General features: G+C 62.2%; 13 protein-coding genes. 2 read left to right on the top strand and 11 right to left on the bottom strand.

Annotated features, from left to right (window positions below; genetic code table 11):
- Positions 1–18 precede the first annotated feature (18 nt).
- The 7 genes from ACVWYF_RS14070 to ACVWYF_RS14040 form a co-directional block, all read right to left on the bottom strand.
- Positions 19–1,263, bottom strand: coding sequence for a tetratricopeptide repeat protein (locus ACVWYF_RS14070; RefSeq protein ID WP_457069024.1), 1,245 nt, complete (start codon positions 1,261–1,263; stop codon positions 19–21).
- Positions 1,263–2,633, bottom strand: coding sequence for an AAA family ATPase (locus tag ACVWYF_RS14065; RefSeq protein ID WP_457069022.1), 1,371 nt, complete (start codon positions 2,631–2,633; stop codon positions 1,263–1,265). Before ACVWYF_RS14065 ends, ACVWYF_RS14070 begins: the two co-directional genes overlap by 1 nt.
- A gap of 78 nt (positions 2,634–2,711) precedes the next feature.
- Positions 2,712–2,978 (bottom strand): DUF167 domain-containing protein, encoded by a 267-nt coding sequence (locus tag ACVWYF_RS14060; protein WP_457069020.1) that lies wholly within the window; start codon positions 2,976–2,978, stop codon positions 2,712–2,714.
- 135 nt (positions 2,979–3,113) lie between these two features.
- A complete protein-coding gene (locus tag ACVWYF_RS14055) occupies positions 3,114–3,875 on the bottom strand; it encodes an endonuclease III domain-containing protein (RefSeq protein WP_457069018.1) in 762 nt (253 codons plus the stop codon).
- 100 nt (positions 3,876–3,975) lie between these two features.
- Positions 3,976–4,956 (bottom strand): hypothetical protein, encoded by a 981-nt coding sequence (locus tag ACVWYF_RS14050; protein WP_457069016.1) that lies wholly within the window; start codon positions 4,954–4,956, stop codon positions 3,976–3,978.
- A gap of 179 nt (positions 4,957–5,135) precedes the next feature.
- Complete coding sequence (locus tag ACVWYF_RS14045) at positions 5,136–5,546, bottom strand: response regulator (protein WP_457069014.1); 411 nt, start codon at positions 5,544–5,546, stop codon at positions 5,136–5,138.
- A gap of 117 nt (positions 5,547–5,663) precedes the next feature.
- Positions 5,664–7,154, bottom strand: a complete 1,491-nt coding sequence (locus tag ACVWYF_RS14040) for a sensor histidine kinase (protein WP_457069012.1) — start codon at positions 7,152–7,154, stop codon at positions 5,664–5,666.
- 80 nt (positions 7,155–7,234) lie between these two features.
- Between ACVWYF_RS14040 and ACVWYF_RS14035 the strand changes: the two genes are divergently transcribed.
- The gene (locus tag ACVWYF_RS14035; protein ID WP_457069010.1) at positions 7,235–8,062 is read left to right on the top strand and encodes a TrmH family RNA methyltransferase; all 828 of its coding nucleotides are present in this window, start codon (positions 7,235–7,237) and stop codon (positions 8,060–8,062) included.
- A gap of 21 nt (positions 8,063–8,083) precedes the next feature.
- Here ACVWYF_RS14035 and galB read toward each other — a convergent pair whose 3' ends face one another.
- From galB to typA, 4 genes are all read right to left on the bottom strand, one after another.
- The gene (gene galB, locus ACVWYF_RS14030; RefSeq protein WP_457069008.1) at positions 8,084–10,534 is read right to left on the bottom strand and encodes a beta-galactosidase GalB; all 2,451 of its coding nucleotides are present in this window, start codon (positions 10,532–10,534) and stop codon (positions 8,084–8,086) included.
- A 74-nt stretch (positions 10,535–10,608) separates the two neighbouring features.
- The gene (locus ACVWYF_RS14025) at positions 10,609–11,133 is read right to left on the bottom strand and encodes a DUF6630 family protein (protein ID WP_457069006.1); all 525 of its coding nucleotides are present in this window, start codon (positions 11,131–11,133) and stop codon (positions 10,609–10,611) included.
- Between the two features lie 12 nt (positions 11,134–11,145).
- Positions 11,146–11,589: a hypothetical protein gene (locus tag ACVWYF_RS14020; protein WP_457069004.1), complete on the bottom strand. Its 444-nt coding sequence runs from the start codon at positions 11,587–11,589 to the stop codon at positions 11,146–11,148.
- 241 nt (positions 11,590–11,830) lie between these two features.
- Positions 11,831–13,642, bottom strand: coding sequence for a translational GTPase TypA (typA, locus tag ACVWYF_RS14015; protein WP_457069002.1), 1,812 nt, complete (start codon positions 13,640–13,642; stop codon positions 11,831–11,833).
- Between the two features lie 228 nt (positions 13,643–13,870).
- Here typA and msrB point away from each other — a divergent pair, with 228 nt between their 5' ends.
- Positions 13,871–14,419, top strand: a complete 549-nt coding sequence (gene msrB / locus ACVWYF_RS14010; protein WP_457069000.1) for a peptide-methionine (R)-S-oxide reductase MsrB — start codon at positions 13,871–13,873, stop codon at positions 14,417–14,419.
- Positions 14,420–14,527: the final 108 nt, after the last annotated feature.

Genomic DNA, 14,527 nt, shown 5'->3' with positions numbered 1-14,527 from the left:
CAGAATGGAGACTCCAGCTTATTGAGCAGTGGGCGGCCGCAGGAATACCATAGCGCTGAGCAGGCCGGTATAAGCAAATACTAACAGGCGCGCCCGGAATGAGGGTGGGGCATCATCGAGCCAGAAGAGAAACAGGATAACGGCGGCTCCGCCCACCCAGCCCCATTCCGCGTGCTGGCGCTCCGGTTCGGGTTCGGGCTCGCCCCACACCTCGCGCCACACGCCCAGGGCGGCCAGCCCGGCCAGCGTGGCGGCCACCACCGGCAGCCGGGCCGGCATCAGCACGGCCAGCACGGCCGCGCCCACGCAGCCCAGGCCGGCCGCCACCAGCCGCCAGCTCAGCGGCCCCAGCCAAGCCAGGGGGCGGCCGCGCAGCTGCATCACCACGGGGGCCAGGCGCCAGCGCAGGTAGGCCCAGCCGTAGAGCAGCAGCAGGGGCACGCACAGCAGCGAAATAGCCACCGTCAGGCCCAGCATTGCTACCGCGTGGCCGGCGGTGCCCAGCCGGGCTGCGAACCACTCGTTGTAGGCCACAATGTATCCGTCCAGCCGCTCCATCTGGCGCGGCAGCCAGTAGCGTTGTTTCCAACTCACCGACAGGCCCTCGCGGGCTTCCCGCGAATCGGGCTGGTGCTGCAAGGCCGTGCGGAAATGACTTTCGGCTTCGGCATAGGCTTCGCGCGGCAATAGCAGCTGGCCCAGGGCCAGGTGCGCCCGCCAATGGCTGGGGTCCAGGCGGAGCATGGTGCGGGCCGTGGCTTCGGCTAGGTCATTTTCATCGAGCCGGCGCAGCGCCTGCAGCCGGCGATAGAGGCACTCCAGATTGGCAGGGTTCCAGCGCAGGCCGGCTTCAGCCGTGGCCCGGCTCTGCACCGGATAGTCCCATACCAACTCCAGGTAGCTCCGCAGAGCGTAAAACTTTGGCTTGCCGGGGTCCAGCTCCAGGGCCGTGTCAATGGCCTCGCCGGCTTCCTTGTTGCGGCCCTGGTTGCCGAGGCTGAGGGCTAGGAAGTAGTACGCCTCGGCATATCCTGGCTGCGCGGCCAGGGCGGTGCGGGCGGCGGCCTCAGCTTCGCCGTGGCGTTTCTGCTCGTTCAGCAACATGCTCAGCACCACCAGCGCCAGGGCCGAGCGCGGGTTTTGCGCCAGCTCGCGGCGGGTCAGCTCTTCGGCCAGGGCATAGCGACGCACCGCGACCAGGCTTTGGGCCTGCGCGAACCAGCCGGGCTGCCCCCGCACCGCTTCTTCCAATGCCTGTGCCATTACAGTCCGCCCGGCTTTTTCACCCCCAGGTACACCAGAATGTCGTCGTATAGCCCGCCTTCGTTGGAGTACAGCGCGTAGTTGCGGGCCGTGGCAAACCACTCCTTGGTGCTGGGTTTTACCAGCTTGGCGGCGTCCAGCAGGTGGCTTTGTTCGATGGGCAGGGGGCGGCCACTACGCATGGAGGCGCGCAGGCATACATCCACGGCCCCGTCCACGAGGGCCATCAGGTCGGCCCCGCTCAGGCCGGCGGTGCGGGCAGCCACGGCGGCGGGGCTCACGCCGGGGGCCAGGGGCTTGCCGCGCAGCAGGATGTCGAGAATGGCGGCCCGGGCCGGCTCGTCGGGCGGCGTCACCAGCGTAATGCGGTCGAACCGGCCGGGGCGGCGGAAGGCGGGGTCGAGGTGCCAGGGCGCATTGGTGGCGGCCATGATGAGCACGCCCTCGTTGGAATGCGTGGCCCCGTCCAATTCCTCCAGAAACTGGTTTATCACGGTGCGCCCGGCGCTCTGGCGCAGGTCGTGGCGGTTGGCGGCTAGGGCATCCACTTCGTCAAAAAACAGCACGCACGGGGCCTGCGCCCGCGCCAGCGCAAACACCTTGTGCAGGTTCTTTTCGCTATTGCCGAGCCACATGTCCAGAATGTCAGAAATGCCCACGCTGATGAAGCTGGCCTGCACCTCGCCAGCGGTGGCGCGGGCCAAGTGGGTTTTGCCGCAGCCGGGCGGGCCGTACAGCAAGAGCCCGCCGCCGCTGGCCTTGCCGTAGGCCTTGTAAAGGTCCGGAAATTGCAGCGGATGGATGATTTTGAGCCGGATTTCGTCCTTCACCGCCTCCATTCCGCCCACGTCGGCGAAGTTGATTTTGGGCTTTTCCAGCCCCAGCAGCTGGGCCTGCACGTTGAGGGCATCGGTAGCAGCAGCGGGCGCGGGGTAGTCGCTGCCGGTAGCGGCGGGCACTCGGGGGGCCGGCAGGGCGGCAGTCAGGGCCTGGTCTAGGTCAGCATCGGCCGTGTCCGGGTCAAGCTCAACGGCGTGGTCGTAGGCTGCGCGGGCCTCGGTGGGCTGGCCGGTGGCCAGCAGTAGGCGGGCGTGCAGCCGGTGCGCGGGGGCGTGGTCGGGGTGCTGGTCCAGCAATTCTTCTACCACCACAAAAGCGGCCGAGTGCTTGCCGGTGGTCAGGTAGGCTTCGGCCAGGCTCAGGCGCAGGGCATCATCGGCGGGGTACTGGCGCAGGCCCTCGCGGCACAGCGCTTCGGCCTCGTGCGGCAGGCCAGCGGCGTTGAGCTGGCGGGCCAGGTGCTGGCGCAGCGGCAGGTTATCGGGCGAGAATTGCAGGGCATCGAGCAGCGGCTGGAAGTCGGCAGACATGGCGGCGGGGGAGGAGGGGAGTGGAAACCGGCCCGGAAGTTAAGGCCCGCCGGCCGCTGGCGTGGGCTGGCGCGGCATTCAGCTCATCACCCCAGCCAGCACCCGCTGGCCGTCTTCCTCGCTCACGCCTTCAATTTCGACCTTTTTGAAAGGGGCCGTGTGGCCGCTCAGCAGCCGCACGCGGCTTTTGGGCACGGCAAACACCGTGGCCAGAAACGCCAGCAGTGCGGCGTTGGCCTGGCCTTCCTGGGGCGGCGCTTTCAGACGTACGGTCAGGGTGCCGGCGGCGGCGCGCAGCAGCTGGTTTTGGTGGGCGTTGGGCTTGGCCCGCAAGTGCAGAATCATTGGGTTGTATGGTAACGATGCGCAATAAAGAACGTCATGCTGAGCGGAGTCGAAGCATCTCTACCGCAATAGCAATCCAATCGATTTAACGAAGCGGGCAAGATGCTTCGCTACGCTCTGCATGACGTTCTCACATCATCCGGCAGCTTTCCCGCCCAGCCGCGCCTGCCCAAACGGGCACTGGTCCAGCACCACGCAACGCCCGCAGGCCGGCGACGAGAAATAGCAGCACTTCTGCCCGTGAAACATGAGGGCCTCGTGGTGGTCGTACACCTGCTGGGCATCCCAGCCGGGCGGGAGTAGGGCTTCAAGCAGCTTGTGGGCTGGCCCTTCGCCCACCTTCGGCCCGATGAGGCCCAGGCGCTGGGCCACGCGGTGGTGGTGACTATCCACGGGCATGGCCGGGATGCGCAGGGTGCTGAAAAGGAGCGTGGCCGCGCTGGTTTTCGGCCCTACCCCGCTGATGCTTTCCAGCCAGGCGCGCGCTTCGGGAATGGGCATCTCGGCCAGGAAATCCAGGGCGCACGGGGCCTCGGTGCCGCAGCGCTGGCTGATTTCGCGCAGTACGGCTTGGATGCGCGGGGCCTTCTGCTCGGGCCAGGTGCAGGCCCGGATGGCGTGCTGCACGGCCTCGGGGGGCGCATCGCGCACGGCCTCCCAGGTGGGGAAAGTGGCGCGCAGCTCCTGGTAAGCGCGGTGCGAGTCGGCGTTTTTGGTGCGGTGCGAAAGCAGGGCACTCACCAGCTCGCTCAGCGGGTCTTTGGTGCTGAAGAAGCGGAACGGAGCCCCGTACTCGGCGCAGAGCCGCTCGTGTACCAGCAGCGCCTTGGCCTGGCGAGCGGCAAAGTCGGCGGCCAGGGCCTCGGCAGTGGCGGTAGGAACGGCGGACGTTTTCATCCCCGGCCTACGCGGTGGGCCGGGGCGGCGTTACGCTGCGCTTGGTGGAGGATTGAGAAATCCCGTCATGCTCATGCCCTATTGATTAATCAAAGCGTCCTCACCGCGTCGAATTATACAGGGCAATGGCTTGGCGCTGGTTGTTGGCCTGCTTGCTTTGCAGCACAATGGGGACGATGAGCACCGGAATGGCCACGTAAACCAGCGGTGAAATGCCGGCCCGGCCATCGCCGGAGCTCAACGACTGAAACAGGCCGGCCACGAGCAGCCCGCCGCCCACCACGTAGCTGCCCAGCGTGAGCCGCTGGTACCGGCGCGAATCCAGGAGCAGCTCCTGGGCCCCGGCGTTTTCGCGGGTGGCCAGCATGAGGTTGTTGGTGGTCAGGTTCTGAATGGGGCCGTTATCCTTGGAGAAGTATTCGGTTTTCACGGTGCGGTAGCCGCCGTAGGGGTAGCCGCCAAACCCGCCGTAGCCCATTCCAACCCCCCCGTAGCCATAGCCCGGGTAGCCCCCAAAGCCGCCTGGCCCCGAGCTATACTGCGAAGAGGTGATGGAATAAAGGCTGATGCGCCCGGTTTTTTCGCGGCGCAGCGTGGTTTCCCGCGAGGAATTGGGCAGGGTGGTCCGCACGTAGTGGCCGGTTTCGTCCTCGTAAAACCCGATTTCCGCTAGCTCAAACTTCTGCCGCCCATCCAGCAGCAGGTAGGAGCGGCCGAAGAGCGGATTCTTCGTTTCCACGTCGTTGGCCGAGTAGACCATGCCATTTTTCAGGCCCACCTGGAAGCGGGCGGGGCGGGCGTTGTTACCCGGCAGCTGGCCCGCCGGCGTGGGCGCATACACGGGGGCGGGGGCGGCCATGGGGCCGGGCAGCGGGGCCGTCACGGCCGCGCGGCGGGCCGAGTCGCGGGGGGCCACGGGTACGGTTTCCAGCTGGCGCGGGGCCGGGGCGGGGCGGGGCCGGGCGGGCGTGGGCATGGCGGGCGGCGCGCCCAATTGCCGTGGGGCATCGTCCTGCGCCTGCGCCACACGGCCACCCAACAGGACCACCAATGCTACCGGGAGAAAAACGGGAATTTTCATACAGAAGGACAGTGTAAAGACCAACAGGCGGGCCAAGGTACCCTTGCCCCGTCAATAATACCGAACCCCGCGCAAAACCCCGCGCCCCGCGAAAATCGAACGCCGGAAATCGCGGGTAAATTCCGTGCTTCTATCATGAAGCGCCAGTGAACCCGTCACGGCCCTTGCGTAGCCCGTCGCTACTTGAGCAGCTTCTCCAGCAGGCTCAGGCTGTCCGACAGGTCGGTGCCGGTTTCAAAATCCAGCGGCTTGAGGATGTAGCCGCTCACGCCCAGGGTTTCGGCACCGGCGCGGTCCTCTTCCATGCTGGAAGTGGTGGTGATGAACACCGGAATATGCTGAAATTCGGGGTTGGCGCGCAGCTCGGTCAGGAATTCGACGCCGTTCATGCGGGGCATGTTCAGGTCGAGCAGAATGACTTCGGGCAGCGGACGCAGGGCCTCCGCGCCGTTGCGGCCCAGCAGCAGGTCCAGGGCCTCCTCGCCGTTGAAGGCGGTGTGCAGCTGGTGCGGCACGTTGAATTTGGCAAAGGATTTCTCCGCCGTCATGGTATCAAAAATATCGTCTTCGACCAGTAAAACAGAACGCATAGGATGGTTAGCTGAAATAAGTAAGCAATAAAAAGCCCGGCCGCGCAACGCGCCTGGTAAACCCCGGTAATTAAAATGGCACCCCAAAATGCTCAGACCCGGCGCTGGTGCCGGAGTTTATTTTGGCCACGTAAAGATAAAACCAGCCCCCTGCCCCACCGCCGATTCGACGCGAATAGTGCCCTGCTGCTCGTTAATAATTTTCTGCACGATGCTCAGGCCGATGCCCGTGCTTTCGGCCGTGTGCCGGTCGCGCAGGGTCTGGAAGAGCAGGAAAATCTTCTGGTGATACTCCGGCGCGATACCGGGGCCGTCGTCCTGCACCCGGAACTCGTAGCAGCGGCCAATGTCCTGGCACGTCACCGCCAGGTGGCCGGCCCCGCGCTGGTGGTATTTCACGGCATTCGAAAGCAAATTGGTGAACACCTGTTGCAGGCTCAGTCGGTCGGTTTCGAAGGTGGGCATGTCGGGGCCGATGCGCAGCGTGAACTCGTGCGGCACCACCAGGTCGGCCACTTCGCTCAGGAGCTGATTCACGTCCACCGTCTCGCGCGATTGCGCGGTGCGGCCCACGCGGGCATACGCCAGCAGGCCGTTTATCAGGTCTTCGAGGCGCGCCAAACGGCCCTTCATCTGGTCGAGGTAGGTGTGGAGCTGGGGCGAAAGCTCGGCGGCCAGCTCGTCCTCAATCCACTTCACAATGGTGGTCACGCCGCGCAGGGGCGCTTTCAAATCGTGCGAGGCCACGTAAGCAAACTGGTCGAGCTCCTGGTTGCGCTTTTCGAGGGCACTGAAACTGCTTTCCAGCGTCTGGGTCATGCGGTTGAGCGACGTGCCCAGCCCGCCGAGGTTGTCTTCGGCCTCATCCGGGATTTTAACGGTGTAGTCGCCCTGCACCACTTGCTCGGCCAGTTCCCGAATCTGGGCAATGCGGCGGGCTACTTGCGCGTTCACGTCGGCCAGCTCGCTTTGCAGGCGGCGGTTGTCGTCCAGTTCCTTCACTATTTTTATTACCAGCCACACCACAATCAGGACGGCCAGCACGGCCGAAATCAGCACCACGATGGGGGTGGCTTTTTCAAAAACGTCCTGCAACGCACTGCGCTGGGCCAGCAGCGCCAACTCGCTGGTTTTGATGCGGGCGTACAGCATTCGGACCTGGCGCAGGGTCTGGCGGTCGGTGTCGAGCAGCGTTTGCATGGCCGACTGGCTCATGGCTTTTTTTATCTCCGTGAGGGGCCGCAGAATGCGGAATTCCTGCTCCACCAGGCCGCGCAAGGAGTCGAGCCGTGCGCGCTGGTCGGGGTTGTCCACGGTCAGGGCCAGCACCCGTTTCAGGGCGGCGGGCAGCTGGCCGGTGGCCATGCTGTAGGGCCGCAGGTACACCGTGTCGCCGGTGAGCAGGTAGCCGCGCGTGCCCGCCTGGGCGTCCTTGAGCACCGCCGTGATGGTTTCGGCCTCTTGCAGCACTTGGTAAGTGTGCTCCACGTTCCGGGTTTGCACGCTCAGGCCCCGGATGCTCCAGAACGAGGCCGCCGCCGTGAGCAGCAGCACGCCTACAGCCAGGGCAAAGCCCACAATGATTTTGGTGTTGGTCTTTAAGGTCATCAGTTGCGAAGGTAGTCGGCCGCCCTACGCGGCCGGGCAGGCGATGGTTGGGGCCGGCAGCCGGCCGGTATCTTTGCCCCATGCCTTTTGCCCCTCTCGACCGCCTCAGTAGCCCCCAAAACCCGCGCATCAAGCAGCTCCTGAAGCTGCAGCAGAAATCGGCCGAGCGCCGCGCTCTGGGCCTCACCCTGGTCGAGGGCCTGCGCGAGTTCACCATTGCCGTGGAAGCCGGCGTGCCCGTCGCCACCATCTACAGCTGCCCCGAGCTGGCCGGTGAAGCCGGTATTTCCGAGCTGGAAAGTCTGTTTTCTGGCCAAAAAGACTCGCCCGAGTGGTTCGAAGTCACGCGCCCGGTCTTCGAGAAAGTGGCCTACCGCGAAGGTTCCGACGGCCTGTTGGCCGTCCTCCGCACCCCCGCCCGCACCCTGGCCGACCTGCGCCTGCCCGCCAACCCGCTCCTGCTCGTGCTCGAAGCCGTGGAGAAGCCCGGCAACCTCGGCGCCATCCTCCGCACCGCCGATGCTGCCCCGGTCGATGCCGTCCTCATCGGCGACCCGCGCACCGACCTCTACAATCCCAATACCATCCGGTCCAGCATTGGCTGCGTATTCTCGGTGCCCGTCATCGCCGCGCCAATGGCCGAAATCACTGCTTTTCTGCGCGAAAAGGGCATTCGCAGCTATGCCGCCGCCCTCACGCCCAAAGCGCATTCCTACCTCGACTGCGACTTCCGCCAACCCACGGCCCTCGTCCTCGGCACCGAAGCCGACGGCCTCACGCCCGCCGCCCTCGCCGCCTGCGACGACACCATTATTATCCCCATGATGGGCCGCATTGACTCGCTCAACGTGAGCGTGGCTGGGGCCGTGCTGGCCTTTGAGGCCGTGCGCCAGCGCACGGCCTCGTAAGTCACAAACGCCGCCTATCGCTTAGCGCGCCTTGGTTTGCAGGGTTACGGTACCGTCTTGGAGCCCGGTGCTGCTGGCCTTCACCTGCACCGCCCCGGCCTTGTCGCCGGCCTGCACAATGGCCACCAGCTGCCCCTGAAACAACTTCATCTGTGGCTTCTGGAAGGATTCCAGACTGGTTGGGTCGCCGTTGCCGATGGCTCGGAAGCTGCCCGCGCCGCTCACCGCGAAGCTGAGCGACTGCGTGGCGTCGGGGCAAAGGTTGCCCTGCGCGTCTTCCACACGGGCTGTGATAAAGGCCAGGTCCTTCCCATCGGCGGCCAGGGCCGTACGGTCGGCTACCAGCTTGATGTGGTGCGGCGCGCCGGCCGTTCTTACTTCTTCTGTCGCCATGGCCTTGCCCTGGGCATCGTAGGCCACCACTTTGAGGGTACCGGGCGCGTATTTCACGTCATTCCACATCAGGCGGTAGCGGGTCTGGGGCTGGTCCGATGGTCCCTTGGTCTGGCGGCCCTGGCTTTTGCCGTTCACAAACAGCTCGGCCGAGGGGTAGCTGGTGTAGGCAAAAACGGGCGTAGTCTGGCCTTCGCGACCGGGCCAGGTCCAGTGCGGCAAAATGTGCAGCGTGGGCTTGGCCGTGTTCCAGCGGGCGCGGTAGAGGTAGTACCGGTCCTTCGGCATCCCCGCTAAGTCCAGCATGCCAAACAGGGAGCTGTGCGAAGGCCACTTTTCGTCATAAGGCGTGGGCTCACCCAGGTAGTCGAACCCCGTCCACACAAACTCGCCCATGACATTCGGGATGTCATCCTGTGAAGCAAATTCCTCGTCCGGCGTCTGCGACCATACGCAAGCCTCCAGGTCGTACGACGACGACTGATTGTCCGGATATTGCTTCTGCTTGGCCTTCTCCACCGGAAACTTGTACACCCCGCGCGAACTCACCGTCGAAGCCGTTTCCGAGCCCAGCAGAAAGCCCTGCGGCAGCTTGGCCAGCGCCTCGGCGTAGCGGTGGGGCTTGTAGTTGAAGCCCGGAATGTCAAGCACGTTCGCGATGCCGTACTTGAAATCGTCGTCGAAGCGGTCCAGGCCCATGGTTACGGGGCGCGTGGGGTCCTCGCGATGCACGATGTCCTGCAAGCGCTTCGCGATGATGGGTCCGTTGGCGTTGCTCTGGTCGGGCACCTCGTTGCCGATACTCCACATTATCACCGACGCATTATTGCGGTAGTGGTGTACCATATTCACCAAATCCTTCTCCGACCACTCGTCAAAATACTGGCTGTAGCCATTTTTGACTTTCGGCGCTTTCCACTCGTCAAACGACTCCACCATCAGCATCAGGCCCATCTCGTCGCACAGCGCCACCAACTCCGGCGCGGGCATGTTATGCGAAGTCCGGATGGCGTCGCAGCCCATGTCCTTGAGCAAAGCCAATTCCCGCCGCAACGCCGCCGTGTTTATCGCCGCGCCCAGCGGCCCCAAATCATGGTGGTTGCACACGCCCTTAAACTTGCGCGGCTGCCCGTTCAACGAGAAGCCCACGTCTTTTTCAAACTTAAAGGAGCGAATGCCGAACGAAGTCTTGTACGCGTCTTTCAGCGCCTTGCCCGCATACAGCTTCGACGAAGCCGTGTACAGTACCGGCGTTTCCGGCGACCACAGCCGGGGCTGCGGTACCGTCAGGTTCTGCTCAAACGTGAGCCCATTGGCCAACTCCGTGCTGGTTGTAGCTACCACCTTGCCCATCGCGTCGCGAATTTCCGTGTCGAGCCGCAATGGCTGGAATTTGCCGTCTGGCGTTTCCACCGTGGTTCTCAAGCGCACGCTGGCCTGCGTGGTCGTGATTTCGGGCGTGGTCAAATAAGTGCCCCACACCGGAATATGCACGTCATCCGTCACCACCAGATGCACGTTGCGATAGAGGCCCGCGCCGGGGTACCAGCGCGAAGCTTCCGACTGATTCTCCAGGCGCACCGCCAGCACGTTGCCGTCGCCGGGCTTCAGAAACGAGGTTATATCCAGCGAAAACGAGTTGTAGCCGTAGGGCCAGAACCCAACTTCCTTGCCATTTACAAACACGTGTGCGTTGCTCATCGCGCCATCAAACAGCAGCACTGCCCGCTGCCCCGGCCCTAAACCCGGCACCACTAGCTTGCGCCGGTACCAGCCCGTGCCGATAAACGGCAACCCGCCCGTGCGCCCCGATTTTTGGGTAGCTCCCTTCTCGTTGTTCTGCTCAATCTTCACGACCTGCAGGTCATTATTCCCATCAAACGGCCCCGCAATGGCCCAGTCGTGCGGTACGCTCACCGTCTGCCATTTGGCATCGGCAAAGTCCGTTTTGGCTGCATTCGGCACGTCACCCTTCGAGAATTTCCAGTTGGAGTCGAGCAGGTATTCGTGCCGGTTCTGGGCAGTGGCGGTGGTGGCGGCCAGCAGCAGCGTGGCACCCAGCAGGTTTTTTAGCAGCATAATTGAGCGGGGGTAATGGACCCGCAAGGTACGCGCCACTGCCTTTACACAATCGATTATTCTGCGCTTCGGGGCTAGTACACTGTTATTCCGAAGCCCAGTTCCTGTGCCAGCTGGCGGGCTTCCTCGGCCTGCGCATCCGCCACCACGCTCAAGGCGTACGAGTCACTATCCAGCGTAAAAAGCACCACCGCCAGCCCAACCGGCTCGGCCAGGTCCTGCACGATGTCAAGCGCTTCGGGACCGGCAACTGTGGCGCGCCCACTGGCTGGCTCGGCCAACCGCACCGTCCGTTTCTGCTGCGTCAGCGTTTCGTTGATGCCATAAACCAGGTCGGCGGCCGGGTCTTTCCAGTCACTTTCCCAGAGCAGTTCTTCGCCCAACAGCGCATCAATCAGCGCCAAATCGCGCAGCTCCTGCACCGGTAGCGCCGCCACGACGCCGCGTTCTTCCAGCTCATCAGCAAACTGATTTTGGTAGGCGGCCGGGTCGCGCAGTACCAGCGCCAGTTGCTCGCTCACGCGCTGGGTGGCTTCGGTATCATTCAGGGTAAAAAGCTGCACGAAGCGGCTCAAATTTTCGGGGGATTTCAAGTTCATTACAAATAAAAATTAGCGAGGCTGCACCCCCTCCTGCTGCACCTCCACTAGGTAAGGGACCAAGGCGGCTGGACGTATCGACAGTGGCAAGCGCCGCGTAGCATGGTACTGCCGGATAACTTGGTACAGTTGGTCGCGGCCGTTATTAATGGCCCGAATCATTCCGAACACCGATACACCCAATAGGCTGAAGGCTGTGGGCGCAACCCACGAGTCGTAGTAGTAGGCATTGTAGTTGGGCGTGGCACCGTACGTAGCCGGATTGGGCTCGTAGTGCCGTCCAACCACCGTCACTACCGGCACCGGAATGGCGGCAAAGCGCATGATGTTGCGGCCGGTATTCCACTTGGTGTAGTACATGCGGATAATGGCGCGTGCCGTGTCGTTGAAAGCATAAGCATCCTCGAAACCCGCGCGGGAGAGCTTGTATTCGGATTTGTCCGGGTGTTCGGTCATCGTTGCGGCCGGTGACTGAGCTCTTCCCGGCCGGGCGATAATGAGTAAGGCAAATAGAAATAACAGAGTAGATTTTTTGAGCACAATAGGATGTGTAAAAGGAAAGAAAATCAACTAAAATAGTTAGCGAACAATTAGTAAAAATAACAATCCGTTCGCATTCACAACCAATTTATTAAGCAAAACACCCAGCCTCGTGGTCCGAAGCTGGGTGTTTTGCTTAATTAAAAGCTGGCGACAATTAATCAGCCTGCTTAGCGTAGCGCAGACGCTCGTTCTCGTCGAGCAGAATCTTACGCATCCGAATCGACTTCGGCGTCACCTCCAGGTACTCATCCTTCTGGATGTATTCCATGGCTTCTTCCAGCGAGAACTGGCGCTTGGGGGTGATTTTGGCGTTGTCGTCGGTGCCCGAAGCACGCATGTTGGTCAGCTTCTTGCCCTTCTGGATGTTCACTGTCAGGTCATTGGGGCGGGTGTGCTCGCCGATAACCTGGCCGCCATACACTTCCTCACCTGGGTCCACGAAGAACGAGCCCCGGTCCTGCAGCTTGTCAATCGTGTAAGCCGTGCCAGCGCCGGTTTCCAGCGAAATCAGCGAACCAGCAATCCGGCCCGGAATCGGACCTTTATGCTCCTCATAATCCACAAAACGGTGGTTCATGATGGCCTCGCCGCCGGTGGCCGTCAGCACGTTGTTACGCAGGCCAATCAGACCGCGCGACGGAATCGTGAACTCCAAGTGCTGCAAGTCGCCCTTGGGCTCCATGATGGTCATTTCGCCCTTGCGCATGCTCACCAGCTCGATTACTTTGCCAGCCGATTCCTCGGGCACATCCACCACGAGCAGCTCGATGGGCTCGGTGCGCTTGCCGTGGTCGTCTTCCTTGAACAGCACCTGGGGCTGGCCCACCTGCAGCTCGTAGCCTTCGCGGCGCATGGTTTCAATCAGAACCGACAAGTGAAGAATGCCGCGGCCGAACACGAGGAAGGTGTCCTCCTTATCGGTGGCCTCCACGCGCAGGGCGAGGTTTTTCTCGGTCTCTTTGAATAGACGGTCACGCAGGTGACGCGAGGTCACAAACTTGCCTTCCTTGCCGAAAAACGGCGAGTTGTTGATGGTGAACAGCATATTCATCGTCGGCTCGTCGATGCTGATGCGCTCCAATTGCTCGGGGTTGTCAGAGTCAGCCAGCGTATCACCGATGTCGAAACCTTCGATGCCCGACACGGCGCAGATTTCGCCGCTGCTTACCGAATCAACTTTCACGCGGCCGAGGCCTTCAAATACGTGCAGCTCGCGGATTTTTACTTTCTTGATGCTGCCATCAGCTTTCATCAGGCTCATGTTGGCACCTTCTTTCAGCGTACCGCGATGCACGCGGCCGATGGCGATACGACCCACGAACGACGAGTAGTCGAGCGAAGTAATCTGCATCTGGGGCGTGCCTTCCAAGGTTGGTGCGGGCGGAATCGACGAGATAACCGCGTCGAGCAACGGAATCAGGTTGTCGGTCTTCACTTTCCAGTCGGTGCTCATCCAGCCCTGCTTCGAGGAACCGTACAAAGTCACGAAATCAAGCTGGTCTTCCGACGCGCCGAGGTTGAACATAAGGTCGAAAACCTGCTCATGCACCTCGTCGGGGCGGCAGTTTTCCTTGTCCACTTTGTTCACTACCACAATGGGCTTCAGGCCCAGGGCAATGGCTTTGCCGAGCACGAAGCGGGTCTGCGGCATGGCACCTTCAAAGGCATCCACGAGCAGCAATACGCCGTCGGCCAGCTTCAACACGCGCTCTACCTCACCGCCGAAGTCGGCGTGACCAGGGGTGTCGATGATGTTGATTTTGGTGCCGTTGTAGCGTACCGATACGTTTTTGGAAACGATGGTAATGCCGCGCTCGCGCTCCAGGGGGTTGTCGTCGAGAATCAGGTCGTCGAAGTGCTGGTGCGCGTCGAAAATCTTGGATGCGTGGATAATCTTATCCACCAGAGTAGTCTTGCCGTGGTCAACGTGAGCGATGATGGCAATGTTACGAATGTTGTTGGCCATATGGGTTGGTTTTGCGGGTGCAAAGGTACAGATAAAAACGCGCAAAGCCTTGTGGTACTCAACTCTTAACCCGAGCCCCGCTGCCGCACCCTGCCGCGCAGCCAAGCCTGTCGTCCTAAATCGATTAGCCGGGGCGTAAGGTTCCCGGCGTTCTTTCGTCTACCTGGCCGACTGAACCGGGCTCCGCCGCCGTATGTTGGTCAACTCTCAATCAACCCCATCCCAACTATGCGTTTTTCCCTGCTGATATTACTTGTTTCGGTGCTTTCGCTCAATTCGGCCTGCTCGCAGAAGCGCGACGTAGCCGCCAACACGGCTCCGCCCGCCCGCACCGTGGGCGGCAAAACCTACTTCCAGCCCCAGCCCGTGACCGGCAAGCCCGACGAATTCGCGGTGCGCAAAACCGATGCCGAGTGGAAGAAAGCCCTCACGCCCGACCAATACTACATCCTGCGCGAGCAGGGCACCGAGCGCCCCTTCACCGGCAAATACCACGACAACCACGTCGCTGGTACCTACTACTGCGCCGCCGACCACAACTTGCTTTTTACCTCGGACACCAAGTTTGAGTCGGGCACCGGCTGGCCAAGTTTCTTCGCGCCGGCCGCCGCAACCAGCGTAAAAATAGCTTCCGATAATACGTTTGGCATGAGCCGCGACGAGATTGTGTGCGCCAAGTGCGGCGGCCATTTGGGCCACGTCTTCAACGACGGCCCCAAGCCTACTGGCCAGCGCTACTGCATGGACGGCAACGCACTGGTGTTTGAGAAGAAATAGAAGAAAGCCTAGTGCTTTCCTGAGAAAATTAACAAATCGAAACCCTTTGGCAATCCAGGCCAAAGGGTTTTTCGTTTGTATAAACCATTTTCGAAAGCCTGCCGTTGT

The organism is Hymenobacter sp. UYAg731 (genome assembly GCF_054061335.1).
The sequence above is the reverse complement of the archived record's forward strand: the minus strand, read 5'-3'. Positions and strand labels throughout refer to the sequence as shown.